This window comes from Microbulbifer agarilyticus, assembly GCF_001999945.1.
Lineage (GTDB): Bacteria > Pseudomonadota > Gammaproteobacteria > Pseudomonadales > Cellvibrionaceae > Microbulbifer > Microbulbifer agarilyticus_A.
Genome location: NZ_CP019650.1, coordinates 3,147,644 through 3,161,474, shown reverse-complemented (window position 1 = coordinate 3,161,474; position 13,831 = coordinate 3,147,644). Strand labels below are relative to the sequence as shown.

10 protein-coding genes are annotated in these 13,831 nt (G+C 55.4%); 9 read left to right on the top strand and 1 reads right to left on the bottom strand.

What is annotated here, in order from left to right; all coding sequences use genetic code 11:
• Positions 1-4: 4 nt before the first annotated feature.
• From murC to mutT, 9 genes are all read left to right on the top strand, one after another.
• Positions 5-1,447, top strand: coding sequence for a UDP-N-acetylmuramate--L-alanine ligase (murC, locus tag Mag101_RS13180; RefSeq protein WP_077405875.1), 1,443 nt, complete (start codon positions 5-7; stop codon positions 1,445-1,447).
• A 60-nt stretch (positions 1,448-1,507) separates the two neighbouring features.
• Entirely contained in the window at positions 1,508-2,347 is an 840-nt protein-coding gene (locus tag Mag101_RS13175; RefSeq protein ID WP_077405872.1) for a cell division protein FtsQ/DivIB, read from the top strand.
• Positions 2,348-2,438: 91 nt separating this feature from the next.
• Positions 2,439-3,674 (top strand): cell division protein FtsA, encoded by a 1,236-nt coding sequence (ftsA, locus tag Mag101_RS13170; protein ID WP_077408317.1) that lies wholly within the window; start codon positions 2,439-2,441, stop codon positions 3,672-3,674.
• Positions 3,675-3,737: 63 nt separating this feature from the next.
• Positions 3,738-4,943 carry a cell division protein FtsZ gene (gene ftsZ, locus Mag101_RS13165; protein WP_077405869.1) on the top strand — a complete coding sequence of 402 codons (1,206 nt, stop codon included), beginning with the start codon at positions 3,738-3,740 and terminating at the stop codon, positions 4,941-4,943.
• 482 nt (positions 4,944-5,425) lie between these two features.
• Entirely contained in the window at positions 5,426-6,340 is a 915-nt protein-coding gene (lpxC, locus tag Mag101_RS13160) for a UDP-3-O-acyl-N-acetylglucosamine deacetylase (RefSeq protein ID WP_010132544.1), read from the top strand.
• 275 nt (positions 6,341-6,615) lie between these two features.
• Positions 6,616-7,554: a M23 family metallopeptidase gene (locus Mag101_RS13155; RefSeq protein WP_077405866.1), complete on the top strand. Its 939-nt coding sequence runs from the start codon at positions 6,616-6,618 to the stop codon at positions 7,552-7,554.
• 186 nt (positions 7,555-7,740) lie between these two features.
• Positions 7,741-10,512, top strand: coding sequence for a preprotein translocase subunit SecA (gene secA, locus Mag101_RS13150; RefSeq protein WP_077405863.1), 2,772 nt, complete (start codon positions 7,741-7,743; stop codon positions 10,510-10,512).
• Between the two features lie 120 nt (positions 10,513-10,632).
• The gene (gene argJ / locus Mag101_RS13145; RefSeq protein WP_077405860.1) at positions 10,633-11,832 is read left to right on the top strand and encodes a bifunctional glutamate N-acetyltransferase/amino-acid acetyltransferase ArgJ; all 1,200 of its coding nucleotides are present in this window, start codon (positions 10,633-10,635) and stop codon (positions 11,830-11,832) included.
• The gene (gene mutT / locus Mag101_RS13140) at positions 11,832-12,254 is read left to right on the top strand and encodes an 8-oxo-dGTP diphosphatase MutT (RefSeq protein ID WP_077405858.1); all 423 of its coding nucleotides are present in this window, start codon (positions 11,832-11,834) and stop codon (positions 12,252-12,254) included. The genes argJ and mutT overlap by 1 nt, the downstream gene beginning before the upstream one ends.
• A 240-nt stretch (positions 12,255-12,494) precedes the next feature.
• Here mutT and nagX read toward each other — a convergent pair whose 3' ends face one another.
• Positions 12,495-13,592 (bottom strand): transmembrane glucosamine N-acetyltransferase NagX, encoded by a 1,098-nt coding sequence (nagX, locus tag Mag101_RS13135; RefSeq protein WP_077405855.1) that lies wholly within the window; start codon positions 13,590-13,592, stop codon positions 12,495-12,497.
• Positions 13,593-13,831 lie beyond the last annotated feature (239 nt).

Below are 13,831 nucleotides of genomic sequence, written 5' to 3'. Positions count from 1 at the left end.
CGTAATGACCCCATCAGGTGAACGCAACTATCAAGTTCCGGGTATGCGCCGTATTCGCCGCATCCATTTTATCGGTGTTGGCGGTGCCGGCATGAGCGGTATTGCGGAAGTTTTACAAAATCAGGGCTATGAGGTGTCTGGTTCCGACTTGCGCGAGAGTAAGGTTACCGAGCGCCTACGTAACCTGGGTGTGAAAGTGCAGATCGGCCACACCGAAGAGAATGTCCGCGATGTCGATGTTGTGGTGAACTCCTCGGCAATTTACGGAGATAACCCAGAATTAACCGCCGCGCGAGAAAATCGTATTCCAGTGGTGCGCCGTGCGGAGATGCTGGGTGAGCTCATGCGTTATCGCTATGGCATCGCGGTGGCGGGTACCCATGGCAAGACCACTACTACCAGTCTGATCGCGTCGATATTCGCCGCCGATGAGAAGGATCCGACGTTTGTGATTGGCGGACTGGTGAATAGTGCTGGTGCCAATGCGGCCTTGGGTGAGAGTCGATACCTCGTTGCTGAAGCAGACGAAAGCGATGCGTCTTTCCTGCACCTGCAGCCCATGGTTACCGTGGTGACCAATATCGACGCCGACCATATGGAAACCTATGGTGGCGACTTTGAAAAAGTGAAGCAGATTTTCATCGACTTTATCCACAACCTGCCGTTTTACGGCCTGGCGGTGATGTGCGGTGACGATGCCAATGTGCAAGAAATTATCCCCAAGTTGGCCCGGCCGGTAGCGACCTACGGCTTTGAAGAGGGCAACGACTTCCGGATCAGCAATGTGCGGCAGGAGCCACTGCGCAGCTTTTTCGATGTGCAGCGCCCGGATGGCAGCGTCATTGACGTTTGTGTGAATGTGCCCGGTATCCACAATGTGCTGAATGCCACCGCCGCGATCGCCGTGGCCACGGAAGAGGGGGTGAGCGATAGTGCTATTCGCGAGGGCCTGAAAGGCTTTCAGGGTGTGGGTCGACGCTTTCAGATTTTCGGCGAGTATCCGGTCAGTGACGATCGGCAAGCGCCAAAAGTCATGCTGGTGGATGACTACGGCCACCACCCACGCGAGGTGGCGGCGACGGTTAAAACCGTGCGCGACGGCTGGCCGGAACGCCGCCTGGTAATGGTGTATCAACCACATCGTTATACCCGTACCCGGGATTTGTTCGAAGATTTTGTGCAGGTGCTATCCGAGGTCGACAAACTGGTCCTGCTGGATGTATATAGCGCGGGCGAGGCGGTGATCCCAGGCGCGGACGGTCGAACCCTGGCACGCAGTATCCGTAACCGCGGTCAGGTCGATCCGATTTTTGTAGAAAAAGTTGATCAGGTGCCGCCGATCCTTGCGGATTTACTGGAACCTGGGGACATCGTTCTGACTCAGGGTGCCGGCAACGTTGGCGGCCTCGCCCAGCAACTGTCCGAATGGCGTCTTGGTGACAAGTAGAGTGCGAAGAGCACCAAGTAAAAAACTGTGAATAAACAAGAAATGCGGTGACTCCCAGCCGTGGCTACAAACAAAAAAGCATCGCGCGATAAAGTCGCGAAGCCAAAGAAAGGAAAGAAACCGGTACGTGGCGCGCGTGCATTGCCGGACCCTGACCAGGAGTCATCGCCTGGTGTGTTGCGCATCGCCGCTATGATTGGCTTGCTGGTAGTGGTCGCGTCTGGACTCGGATATACCGCGCACTGGCTTTGGCAGCAGGCGCCCAGTGTGGCACCGAGTCGGGAAGAGGCGCTGGTTAATGTGCGGGTAAAAGCACCGTTTCGAGCAGTGAGTGAAAAAGCGGTGGAGGACATACTGCTTCCGCACCTGCGCAACGGCTTCTTTGCCTTAGATATTGATGGGGTGCGCACTGCGCTGATGGATGACCCGTGGATCGTAAATGCTTCGGTTAGTCGGCGTTGGCCACATGGGGTTGAGGTTGTCATCGAGGAGGCCGAGCCCCTGGCGATTTGGGGTGGCGATCACCTGTTGGTGGCCAGTGGTGCACTGTTGCCGCGGCCAGAAAATTTACGTGATTTGCGTTTGCCGGAACTGGCAGGAGACGCGGATCTGGTGGATCGAATAATGATGCAGTATCAGGCGTTGGCCGGACTGTTGACCACCAAAGATATGGAAGTGCGCCGCTTGTCATTTGATGACTTGGCGGGATGGCAGCTAGAGCTGGTGAGCGGTATCCGCCTGCAGCTTGGCCATGATGAGCTGTTGGAGCGCGTTGGCCGTTTCCTTAGCTTGACGCGCGGCGTGCTGGCGCCGCATCTGCAAAAAATTGCGGGCGTGGATGCCCGTTATAACAACGCAGTTGCGGTGCAATGGAAAGAAATGGAAGAAGCGAAGAACTGACAACAAAATAGGTAGATAAAGAGCGAGGCTTCGTCCTGATCTGGCATTCAAAATGCGGATCGGCACAGCGTCTCGCGAGGTTGAAAATCCAATGACACAATCCTCTGAACCACGCATGATCGTCGGGCTGGATATCGGTACGTCCAAGGTAGTTGCGATCGTCGGCGAAGTCTCCGGTGACGGCGAATTGAATATTGTCGGTATCGGCTCTCACCGCTCCACAGGTATGAAGCGGGGCGTGGTGGTGAATATTGAGTCCACAGTGCAGTCGATTCAGCGCGCTGTGGAAGAGGCCGAACTGATGGCCGGCTGTGAGATCCATTCGGTGTATGCGGGTATTGCCGGTAGCCATATTCGCAGCCTGAATTCGCACGGCATTGTTGCGATCAAGGATCGTGAAGTGACACAGCAGGACCTGGACCGGGTGATCGACGCCGCCCGTGCCGTGGCGATTCCTGCCGACCAGAAAATATTGCATACCCTGCCGCAGGAATACCTGATTGATAATCAGGAAGGTGTAAAGGAACCGCTGGGAATGTCTGGTGTTCGCTTGGAAGCCAAGGTGCATCTGGTGAGTGGCGCGGTTAACGCGGCGCAGAATATCGAGAAGTGTATTCGTCGCTGTGGCCTGGAAGTGGAAGACATCATTCTTGAGCAATTGGCTTCGAGCTATGCGGTATTGACCGACGACGAGAAGGAGTTGGGTGTATGCATGGTTGATATCGGTGGTGGTACCACGGATATCGCGGTGTTTACCGGTGGCTCCATTCGACACACCGGTGTGATTCCGATTGCCGGGGATCAGGTTACTAACGATATCGCCATGGCCTTGCGTACGCCAACGCCGCATGCAGAAGATCTGAAAATCAAATACGCCTGTGCGCTGGCGAAACTCGCCCGTGAAGGCGAGACCATCAAGGTGCCGAGTGTCGGTGACCGCGCACCTCGGGACCTGTCTCGACAGGCGCTCGCCGAAGTGGTTGAGCCGCGTTACGACGAACTGTTCACTCTGGTACAGGCCGAACTGCGCCGCAGTGGCTTTGAAGATTTGTGTGCGGCGGGCATCGTGCTCACCGGCGGCTCGTCGAAGATGGAAGGCGCAGTAGAGCTGGCTGAAGAGATTTTCCATATGCCGGTGCGTCTCGCCATACCTCAGGGGATCGCGGGTCTTACGGATATCGTGAGTAACCCGATTTATTCCACGGGTGTGGGCTTGCTGATGTATGCAATCCAGTCCGAAGAAAACAAGGGCGGACAGTCCAGAGTGAAGCACAGTGAAAACCAGTGGTGGGACAAGGTTAAACACTGGTTCAGAGGCAACCTCTGAAGCAAAAAATAATTACCGGGATCGATAATTAAATTTAGACATGAGCAAAAAAGGGGAACAGCAATGTTCGAACTCGTAGATAGCGTACAGGATAAGCCTGTCATCAAGGTGATCGGTGTGGGAGGTGGCGGCGGCAACGCCGTGAAGCACATGATCGCCAGCGAAGTCGATGGTGTGGATTTCATCTGCGCCAACACCGATGCCCAGGCGTTGAAAGATGTAGAAGCGCAAACCATTCTGCAGCTGGGTAACACCATTACCCGCGGACTGGGTGCCGGTGCAAATCCAGAGGTGGGCCGTCAGTCCGCGCTGGAAGATCGCGAACGCATCGCCGAAGTGCTGACTGGTGCCGATATGGTATTCATTACTGCCGGTATGGGCGGTGGTACCGGTACTGGTGGTGCACCGATCGTGGCAGAGATTGCCAAGGATCTGGGTATTCTTACTGTTGCGGTGGTTACGCGTCCTTTCATGATTGAAGGTCGCAAGCGCACCACAGTTGCGGAAGAGGGCATCCTCGAGCTGCGCGACAAGGTCGACTCGCTGATCACCATTCCCAATGATCGCCTGCTGGAAGTACTCGGTAACAAGATCACCATGAAGGCCGCCTATAAGGAAGCCGACAACGTGCTGCTGGGCGCAGTCCAGGGCATCGCGGATCTGATGATTCGTCCAGGGATCATGAACGTGGATTTCGCCGATGTGCGCACCGTTATGTCCGAAATGGGTATGGCGATGATGGGGTCCGGTGCGGCTGTCGGTGAAAACCGCGCTCGTGAAGCGGCGGAAAAAGCGGTGCGTAGCCCGCTGCTGGATAACGTAAACCTGCAGGGCGCTCGCGGAATCCTGGTAAACATCATTACCGGTAGCGAAGATGCTGGCTGTCAGGAGCTGACCCTGGGTGAGTACTCCGAAGTGGGTCAGATCGTGCAGGAAATCGCTTCCGATGACGCGACCGTGGTAATCGGTACCGCCGTAGATGACAAGCTGGGTGACGAGATGCGGGTGACCGTAGTCGCCGCTGGGCTTGGTGAAGCGTCTGCGCAAGTCGCGCGTCCGACCAAGGTGGTCGACAACACTCGTCGCCAGGAGCCGCGTGAAGCTGCGCGTCCTGCCGCAACTGCTGACGCGACCCGCGAGTCCAAAGAGGTTCCCTCTGCGCCACGCGCCGAAGGTGAGCGCAAGCGCAGCCTGCCTCCGATCAATCCTTCCGATCAGGACATGGAGTATCTGGATATTCCCGCGTTCTTGCGTCGACAGGCCGACTAAGTCGAGCGGGCTCCCCAGAGTAGGGGCGGCATTTGCTCATGTCCTCGCCCGGTGAAACTCCGGGCTTTCGCCCGCTCTGGCGAGGGTGACAGGACTTGAAAGAACGGGGCCTGTCACCCGGAGCCCGTCAGCGCAGTGCGCTGGCGGCGATTGAACAGGGATGAAATAACGAGTTGTACGATGCAAGGAAGCGTTGATTGATAGAGGAAAGATTACACACCGATAAAAGAGAGATTGGTGACCAGTAGGTTCTATTTGGCCGTTTTTTCGGCGAGAGCGTACAATTATTGGCGATATTGTGTACTGGTTTGGCGTTGGAGTCTTCGCGCTAGGCTATGCTTAACCTTATTAGGGCGGAAATATCGTGCCGTAAACGCAGAGATGACCGAAGGGGTTTCTGTAGTTTTGGCGTAGATTTTCTGTTACTATCGCCGGCTCGCTGCGGCTCGTGTGCCGCTCACCGATTGGGAACCTAGATATAGATGATCAAACAGCGCACTCTCAAAAACGCAATTCGTGCTACTGGCGTTGGCCTGCATACCGGTAAAAAGGTGATTTTGACCCTGAAACCGGCGCCGGTGAACAGTGGTATCGTTTTCCGTCGGGTCGACCTGGACCCGGTGGTTGAGATTGAAGCACGTGCGGAAAACGTGGGTGATACCCTGCTTTCCACCACCTTGGTGAAGGGTGATGTGCGTGTTGCTACCGTTGAGCACCTGCTTTCCGCAATGGCGGGCCTGGGTATCGACAATGCGATTGTCGAACTGTCTGCCCAGGAAGTGCCGATCATGGACGGCAGCGCCGGTCCTTTCGTATTCCTGATCCAGTCTGCAGGTATCCAGGAGCAGGCTGCTCCGAAAAAGTTCCTGCGGATCAAGAAGCCAGTAACCGTTGAGGAAGGCGACAAGGTCGCGAGCTTCCTGCCATTCAACGGCTTCAAGGTTTCCTTCACTATTGATTTTGACCACCCGGTATTCCAAGGACGCAATCTGACCTCAGCGGTCGATTTCTCCAGCACATCCTTTGTTAAGGAAGTGAGCCGTGCACGTACCTTTGGCTTTATGCACGAGATTGAGTACCTGCGCTCTAAAGGCCTGGTACAGGGTGGTAGCGTTGATAACGCCATTGTTATTGACCAGTACCGTATCCTGAATGAGGGCGGTCTGCGCTACGAAGACGAATTCGTAAAGCACAAAATTCTCGACGCCATCGGCGACTTGTACCTGTTGGGTACGAGCGTTATTGGTGAGTTCAAGGCCTTCAAATCTGGCCACGCATTGAACAACAAGTCCCTGCGCACCCTGATGGCTCAGGAAGACGCCTGGGAAATGGTGACCTTCGAGGGTGAACAGGAAGAAGCGCCAATTTCTTACGTCAAGCCGATTCTGGCTGTGTAAGAGGCGCGTAGCGAGAAAGCCGGCACGAAAATTGCCGGCTTTTTTGTGTGTTGGTGCCGGAAGGTTTCTGCGCCACTACGCTTTTTAAGCCGCCAGTACGTGATACATTGGTCGGCAACTTGCCATTGAGGATGGCCTTGGGACATAGCAGGATGCGACAGTCCCGGTTACAGCAGAAGTGAAACCATTGGATCAGGGCGATTTGATCCGCTTAGGTAACTGCTAGTGACTGAATCATTACAACAACAATGTGTCGCAAACCTTACACGCTTGCTATGAAAGTTATCCTCGTCAACGATCGCGGCGGTGTCTCCCGCAGCTTCAACTTCGGCGGCCTGAGCAAAGCTTTGCTCGGTCTGTGCCTGTTGGGGCTTCCTGTTGGCGCATTTTTCATTGGTGCAAACTTACCTGCCACTGAATCCGACGTCTTCGATTCGCGTGCGGTGAAAGCGTGGAACAAGGCCCTGCGTAAGCAGCAGGATCAAATCTCTGATGCAGATCAGCAGGCGCGCGAGCAATTGACTGCGCTTACCGTGAAACTTGCAGAGTTGCAGGGGCGTCTGACCCGTCTGGACGCTCTGGGTGAGCGACTGACCACCATTGCAAAGCTCGATGAGGGTGAATTCCAGTTTGGCGCTACCCCTGCGGTCGGCGGTCCCGAGGAGTCGGGTATCGCTGGTGCGGGTGATCTGCCCTACCATCCCCCAGAATTCCTCGAGGTGATCGGCGACCTGTCGGATCAGATTGAAGACCGCCAGATGCAGTTGCAGACCCTCGATAGCCTGATGAGCCGTCAACAGCTGCAGGATGAGCAGTTTATCGCCGGCCGCCCCATCACTCGTGGCTGGATGTCATCGCGCTACGGCTACCGTACCGACCCTTTCAGTGGCCGCCGCTCCTGGCATAAGGGTGTGGACTTTGCCGGCAAGCGTGGCTCTGATGTGGTTTCCGTGGCCGCCGGTGTGGTGACCTGGGCAGAAGACCGCTACGGCTATGGTCAGCTAGTGGAGATTAACCACGGCAACGGCTATAAAACCCGCTATGGTCACAACAGTGAGATCAAGGTCAAACTGGGTGATATCGTGAAAAAGGGCCAGGTGATTGCCCTGATGGGTTCCAGTGGTCGCTCCACTGGCCCTCACGTACATTTTGAAGTCTACAAGAACGACCGTCCGGTCGACCCTGCCAGCTACATCCGCCGCACCGGCAGATAACAACTATCCTCTATCATTGCGCAACGGGACCCTTGTAATCCCGTATTGGCGCCCGCAACTTTAACCCAAACACCGGGCAAGACTGTTGCGGCGTCTGGCGCCTTCCTGTTTACTTGCACCCTTTCCGCGCAGCACCGTCACGAGTGGTCCTGCGGGCATAATCAGCATTAATGTGGTTTCTGAATAATGATTGGCAAACTGATAAAAACAGTCTTCGGGTCAAAAAATGACCGCGAGCTCAAGCGCATGCGTAAGGTCGTTAACAAGATCAATGCGCTGGAAGACGAATATAAGGCGCTGGATGATGCTGCGCTGAAAGCCAAGACGGATGAGTTTAGACAGCGCCTGGCAGATGGCGAAAAACTGGATAGCCTGCTGCCGGAAGCGTTTGCTGCCGTGCGAGAAGCCGGCTCACGTTCGCTGGGCATGCGCCACTTCGACGTACAGATGATTGGTGGTATGACCCTGCACGAAGGTCGGATCGCTGAAATGCGTACCGGTGAGGGTAAGACCCTGGTAGCAACCCTGCCGGCGTACCTGAATGCTTTGGAAGGTAAAGGCGTACATATCGTCACGGTGAACGACTATCTGGCTGCCCGTGACGCCAACTGGATGCGTCCAGTGTACGAATTCCTGGGGCTGAGCGTGGGCATTGTGGTTTCCCAGCAGCACCCGGCGGAAAAGCAGGCGGCCTACCAGGCGGACATCACCTACGGCACCAACAACGAGTTTGGTTTTGACTACCTGCGCGACAACATGGTGCTGCGTAAGGAAGACCGCACCCAGCGCCCGCAGAACTTCGCGATTGTGGATGAGGTGGACTCCATCCTGATCGACGAGGCGCGTACCCCGTTGATCATCTCCGGTGCGGCGGAAGATTCCTCCCAGCTGTATATGGCCATGAACAAGCTGGTACCGCAGCTGGAGCGCGGTGAAGAGGGTGGCGAAGGTCACTACACGGTGGATGAGAAAACCCGCCAGGTAGAGATGACCGAAGACGGCCACCAGTTGATCGAAGACCTGCTTACCCGCGGCGGTCTGTTGAAAGAAGACGAATCCCTGTATGCGCCGGGCAACCTGGGGCTGCTGCATCACGTCAACGCCGCACTGCGCGCGCACGTGCTGTTCAACAAAGATGTGGATTACATCGTGCAGAACGGCCAAGTGGTGTTGATCGACGAGCATACCGGCCGCACCATGCCGGGGCGTCGCCTGTCCGAGGGCCTGCATCAGGCGCTCGAAGCAAAAGAGAATGTTCAGATTCAGAGCGAGAGCCAGACCCTGGCCTCCACCACCTTCCAGAACCTGTTCCGCTTCTACCCCAAACTAGCGGGTATGACCGGTACTGCAGATACCGAAGCGTTTGAATTTCACCAGATCTACGGTCTGGATGTGGTGGTTATCCCCACCAACCGCGAGAAGCAGCGTGACGACCTGAACGACTTGGTGTACCTCACCAAAGATGAAAAGCTCGAAGCGATCATCGAGGACATCAAGTACTGCCGCGACAAGAAGGCGCCGATCCTGGTTGGTACCGCGTCTATCGAGACGTCCGAAGAAATGTCGCGTCTGCTGCAAAAGGCCAAGATCGAGCACCAGGTACTGAACGCCAAATTCCACGAAAAAGAAGCACAGATCATTGCCCAGGCCGGTCGCCCGGGCACCGTTACCATCGCCACCAACATGGCCGGTCGTGGTACCGATATTGTGCTCGGTGGTAACTGGGAAGCGGAAGTCGAGGAGCTTCAGGAACGCGAGAAGCGTGAAGCAACCGCGGAAGAGATCGATAAGGTCAAAGCGGATTGGGCATCCCGTCACGAGACCGTAATTGAGGCCGGTGGCCTGCACATTATCGGTACCGAGCGCCACGAGTCTCGTCGTATCGACAACCAGTTGCGTGGTCGTGCGGGTCGTCAGGGTGACCCCGGTGTGACGCGTTTCTATCTGTCTTTGGAAGACAACCTGATGCGTATCTTCGCCTCCGACCGGGTGAAGAACTTCATGCAGATGCTGGGTATGGAGCGCGGTGAAGCGATTGAGCACCGCATGGTCTCCAATGCCATCGAAAAGGCGCAGCGTCGTGTAGAAGGCCGCAACTTCGATATTCGTAAGCAGCTGCTGGAATACGATGATGTGGCCAATGACCAGCGTCAGGTAATTTACTCCCAGCGCAATGAGTTGCTGGAAGCCGAAACCATCAGCGAAACCATCACTGCGATCCGTGACGATGTGCTGAACGATCAGATCTCCACCTATGTACCGCCGCAGAGCGTGGAAGAGCAGTGGGACATTCCGGCTCTGGAGCAGCAGTTGGCTTCTGAACTGGGCCTGCAACTGCCAATCAAGCAATGGTTGGACGAAGATCGTACGCTGCATGAGGAAAGTCTGCGCGAAAAAATCGTTGCGGAAGCGCAAGGTGTATACCAGCAGAAGCTGGAGCGTATCGCCGAGAGTACCGGCGATGAAAACCTGATGCCCACCATTGAGCGCCAAGTGATGCTGCAGGTCCTGGACCAGCTGTGGAAGGAGCATCTTTCCAGCATGGATCACCTGCGTGCGGGTATCGGTCTGCGCGCCTATGCCAACAAAAATCCCAAGCAGGAATTCAAGCGCGAGTCTTTCGAGCTGTTCCAGGCGCTGCTGGAAAACCTCAAACATGAGGTGATTCGCGTACTGGCCCACGTTGAGCCGATGACCCGTGAGCAGATGGAAGAAATGGAGCAGCGCCGCCTGGAAGCGCAGCGTCGCCAGCAGCTGGAACTGCAACACGCACAGGCTTCCGCCATGCCGGAAGGTGAGGAAGTTGCCCCGGCACCTGCGCAGCCGAATTCGGAGCCGGTACGTCGCGGTCCGCGTGTTGGCCGCAACGACCCATGCCCATGTGGCTCTGGCAAGAAGTACAAGCAGTGCCACGGCAAACTGACTTCTTCTCCTTCATCGTCTTCAACCACTTCCTGAAGTCGAATCTGACTATTTAGATCAGTCTTGTGACTGTCTTATTGAAAGGCCCGCTCTTACCAGCGGGCCTTTTTCTTTATAATCTGCGCTTAAATCGTGAATGTTCAAGGACGTATCCGTATGGCGCAGCCCTTCCCTTCGATTCCCGGCATCCGTCTTGCCGCCGTTCCCGCCAAGGTCAAAGACTGGCAGCGCGATGACTTGCTGTTGATAGACATTGCGGAAGGCGCCGCCGTATCCGCAACCTTTACCCAGAATGCGTTTTGTGCGGCCCCGGTATTGGTTGCGAAAGAGCATATCCAGCAGGGCGGCATTCGCGCTCTGCTAATTAACGCCGGCAATGCCAACGCGGCGACGGGAGAGCAAGGGTTGCTGGATGCTAACCGCTGCTGTGCGGGTGTCGCCGAGGCGCTTGGTGTCAGTGCGCAGCAAGTACTGCCATTCAGCACTGGTGTTATCGGTGAGCATCTGCCGGTACAAAATATTTTGAGTGCGATTCCCTCGGCCGCGGCACAGCTGCGGCCGGATGGTTGGGAAAGTGCGGCCGCGGCGATCATGACCACGGATACCCGCCCGAAAACCGCAAGCCGCTCGGTGACAATCGCCGGAGAGAAGATTTCCATTGTCGGCATCGCCAAAGGCGCCGGCATGATCCAGCCAAATATGGCGACCATGCTCGCCTATGTCGCCACCGATGCGCGTATTCCGCAAGATGTGCTGGATTCGCTGGTGCAGGAAGCTGTTGCGGCGTCGTTTAACCGCATCAGTGTGGACGGGGACACCTCTACAAACGATGCCTGTGTGTTGATTGCCAGTGGTGCCACCGGCCCGGAAGTTGCGGATACGCACAGTGATGCTTATGCACAGCTTAAAGCAGCCATCATTGGTGTACATATCGAGCTTGCTCAGGCCATCGTTAAGGATGGTGAGGGCGCGACCAAGTTCGTTACCGTGCAAGTGAATAACGCCGCCAGCTCTGAAGAGGCACTGAGTATGGCGTTTGAGATCGGTGAATCGCCGCTGGTGAAAACTGCGCTGTACGCGTCGGACCCCAACTGGGGGCGGCTGGTAATGGCGATTGGCAATGCCGGTGCAACAGATCTGGATACCAGCAAGATCAGTGTGTATCTCGACAATGTGCAAATCGTCGATGCCGGCGGGCGGGCGTCGAGTTATACCGAGGATGCCGGGCAGAAAGTTTTTGAACAGGCGGAGTTTACAATTTCCGTTGATTTGCAGCGCGGCAATGTCAACGAGCATATCTGGACGTGCGACTTTTCTCACGAGTACGTCACCATCAATGCGGAGTACCGCACCTGATGGGCGGCTCTGCAATCAAGCATATTCATGTCGCGGTTGGAGTGATTCTCGGCGCTGACGGCCGCATTCTATTGGCCAAGCGTCCGGAGCACCTGCACATGGGCGGCCGCTGGGAGTTTCCCGGTGGCAAGGTCGAGGGCAATGAATCTATTCAGGTGGCCATGGCACGTGAGCTGAAAGAAGAGCTAGATATTGAAGTAAAGGCAATGGAGCCTCTAATCGAGGTCCGGCACGATTACGGCGATAAGCAGGTGTTTCTGGATACCTGGTGTGTGACCGAGTTTGCTGGCAAGGAGCGTGGCGTCGAAGGGCAAGAGCTTGCCTGGGTTCCTGTGAGTGAACTGCCTGAATATCACTTTCCCGATGCTAATCAGCCTATTGTTGATGCCGTACTAAAATACGCAAACGCATCCCATGAATAAGCCTTCACTTTATATACCTGTTTTCTGAGTGTTCACGTAGGAAATCGAAGTGAATAGTTCGACTCGAAGGCAAAGTTCTGGGTGTGGGTTTTCGGGATCGTCGCAAACAGGACGTTTGCGCCGAAGCGCCCAGGGATGGGTTTACAGGGGAGCGCCTAGCTCGGTCCCGAAAACCCACACCCAGGGCTTTGCCGCCACAACAACGCAATCTGAGCGCATAGGCAACAGAGCCCCTATTTCTTAGGGGCTAATAAAAATTCCCCGCTTGAACAGAAAGCGCAATACCAGCCACTGCAGCAGGATTACTCCACCGGCAATCACTAGGATCCCCGCGGCTTGCGGCAAGGCGGCAGCAATACCACCAAACACACTTTTACTCGAATACTGCCAGCTCACCAGACTGGTACCGAGATACACCAGAATGGCGTTGCAACCGATCACCGAGAAAAAGTAGGTGAAGGACTTCCAGTGCCACATATCCACAAGCAGATAGAAAAGCCCCAGTAGTAACAGGCAGCAGCCGCAGGTGATCAATACAAAAGAACTTGTCCACAGTTCCTTGTTCACCGGGTAAACCCAGTGCCATACAAAGCCGGCTACAAGGCAGATTGCTGCAGCGACAAATAAACCTTTCAGAATGGACTTGTGATTGCCAGCATGTTTACTCAGCCAGCGACCGGCGAAAACCCCGAACAGCGCATTGGCAATAGCCGGGATGGTAGATAGGACACCTTCCGGGTCGTAAGCGCGATTCTGGTAGGTGATACCGGGCAAAAAGTGCTGATCCACCCACGCATTTACCGAGCCGTCGGGTGTGTAATTGCCGGCAGTGGCCTGCAATAGCCAGTAGCCCAGCAGAATGCATGCGGTAATTACATACTGTGAGCGGATACCGAAGTGCCATACGATCATTGCCGCGAAAAACCAGGCAAAGCCGATGCGCGCCAGTACACTAGCGTAGCGAATTTCACTGAGGTCGGCGGGGATACCCGTGCCCCAGCCATGGTTATAGAGAATACCCAATAAAATAAGCAATAGCAGGCGTTTGGTAGCCTTGCGATACACGGGAGCCCTTTGACTCATTGGCAGGCCCCGTAACGATTTATTAGCCAGGCCCAGAGTCACCCCGGACAGGAAAATAAACAGCGGAAAGATTAGGTCGTAAAACGTAAAACCATGCCAGGGTGTGTGCTGCATCTGTGCGTGACCGAACTGGAAAATCGACCAGCCGGTGAGCGCAAACAGAGGGAGGAATAATGCCTCGCCGCCGATAATCCAGAACATGTCGAAGCCGCGCAGGGCATCGACGGATGCAAGTCGTTGTTTTTTCTTGGCCATGGTTACTGCTATTTGAATGAAATCACGTTTAACGAAATCGGGGATCACAAGTTTTGCATACCATGATATGGCATTTCGAAAGCCACATTCACGGTGCCCCAAAACAAAAAAAGCCCCGGCTATAAGTCGGGGCAAACATAGGAGCAAATCCTGTAAAGGAGTTTCCTATCGGTCACAACGCAGAGAGAATTTTAAAAATCAGTGTGTTACAGCGATCCATCCAGTGAGAGTTGGCCGGC

What these genes read in the sequence shown, in the direction of transcription:
- murC (WP_077405875.1), top strand. Translation starts at nt 5, where the DNA reads ATGACCCCATCAGGTGAACGCAACTATCAAGTTCCGGGTATGCGCCGT.
- ftsA (WP_077408317.1), top strand. Translation starts at nt 2,439, where the DNA reads ATGACACAATCCTCTGAACCACGCATGATCGTCGGGCTGGATATCGGT.
- ftsZ (WP_077405869.1), top strand. Translation starts at nt 3,738, where the DNA reads ATGTTCGAACTCGTAGATAGCGTACAGGATAAGCCTGTCATCAAGGTG.
- lpxC (WP_010132544.1), top strand. Translation starts at nt 5,426, where the DNA reads ATGATCAAACAGCGCACTCTCAAAAACGCAATTCGTGCTACTGGCGTT.
- Mag101_RS13155 (WP_077405866.1), top strand. Translation starts at nt 6,616, where the DNA reads ATGAAAGTTATCCTCGTCAACGATCGCGGCGGTGTCTCCCGCAGCTTC.
- secA (WP_077405863.1), top strand. Translation starts at nt 7,741, where the DNA reads ATGATTGGCAAACTGATAAAAACAGTCTTCGGGTCAAAAAATGACCGC.
- argJ (WP_077405860.1), top strand. Translation starts at nt 10,633, where the DNA reads ATGGCGCAGCCCTTCCCTTCGATTCCCGGCATCCGTCTTGCCGCCGTT.
- mutT (WP_077405858.1), top strand. Translation starts at nt 11,832, where the DNA reads ATGGGCGGCTCTGCAATCAAGCATATTCATGTCGCGGTTGGAGTGATT.
- nagX (WP_077405855.1), bottom strand. Translation starts at nt 13,592, where the DNA reads ATGGCCAAGAAAAAACAACGACTTGCATCCGTCGATGCCCTGCGCGGC.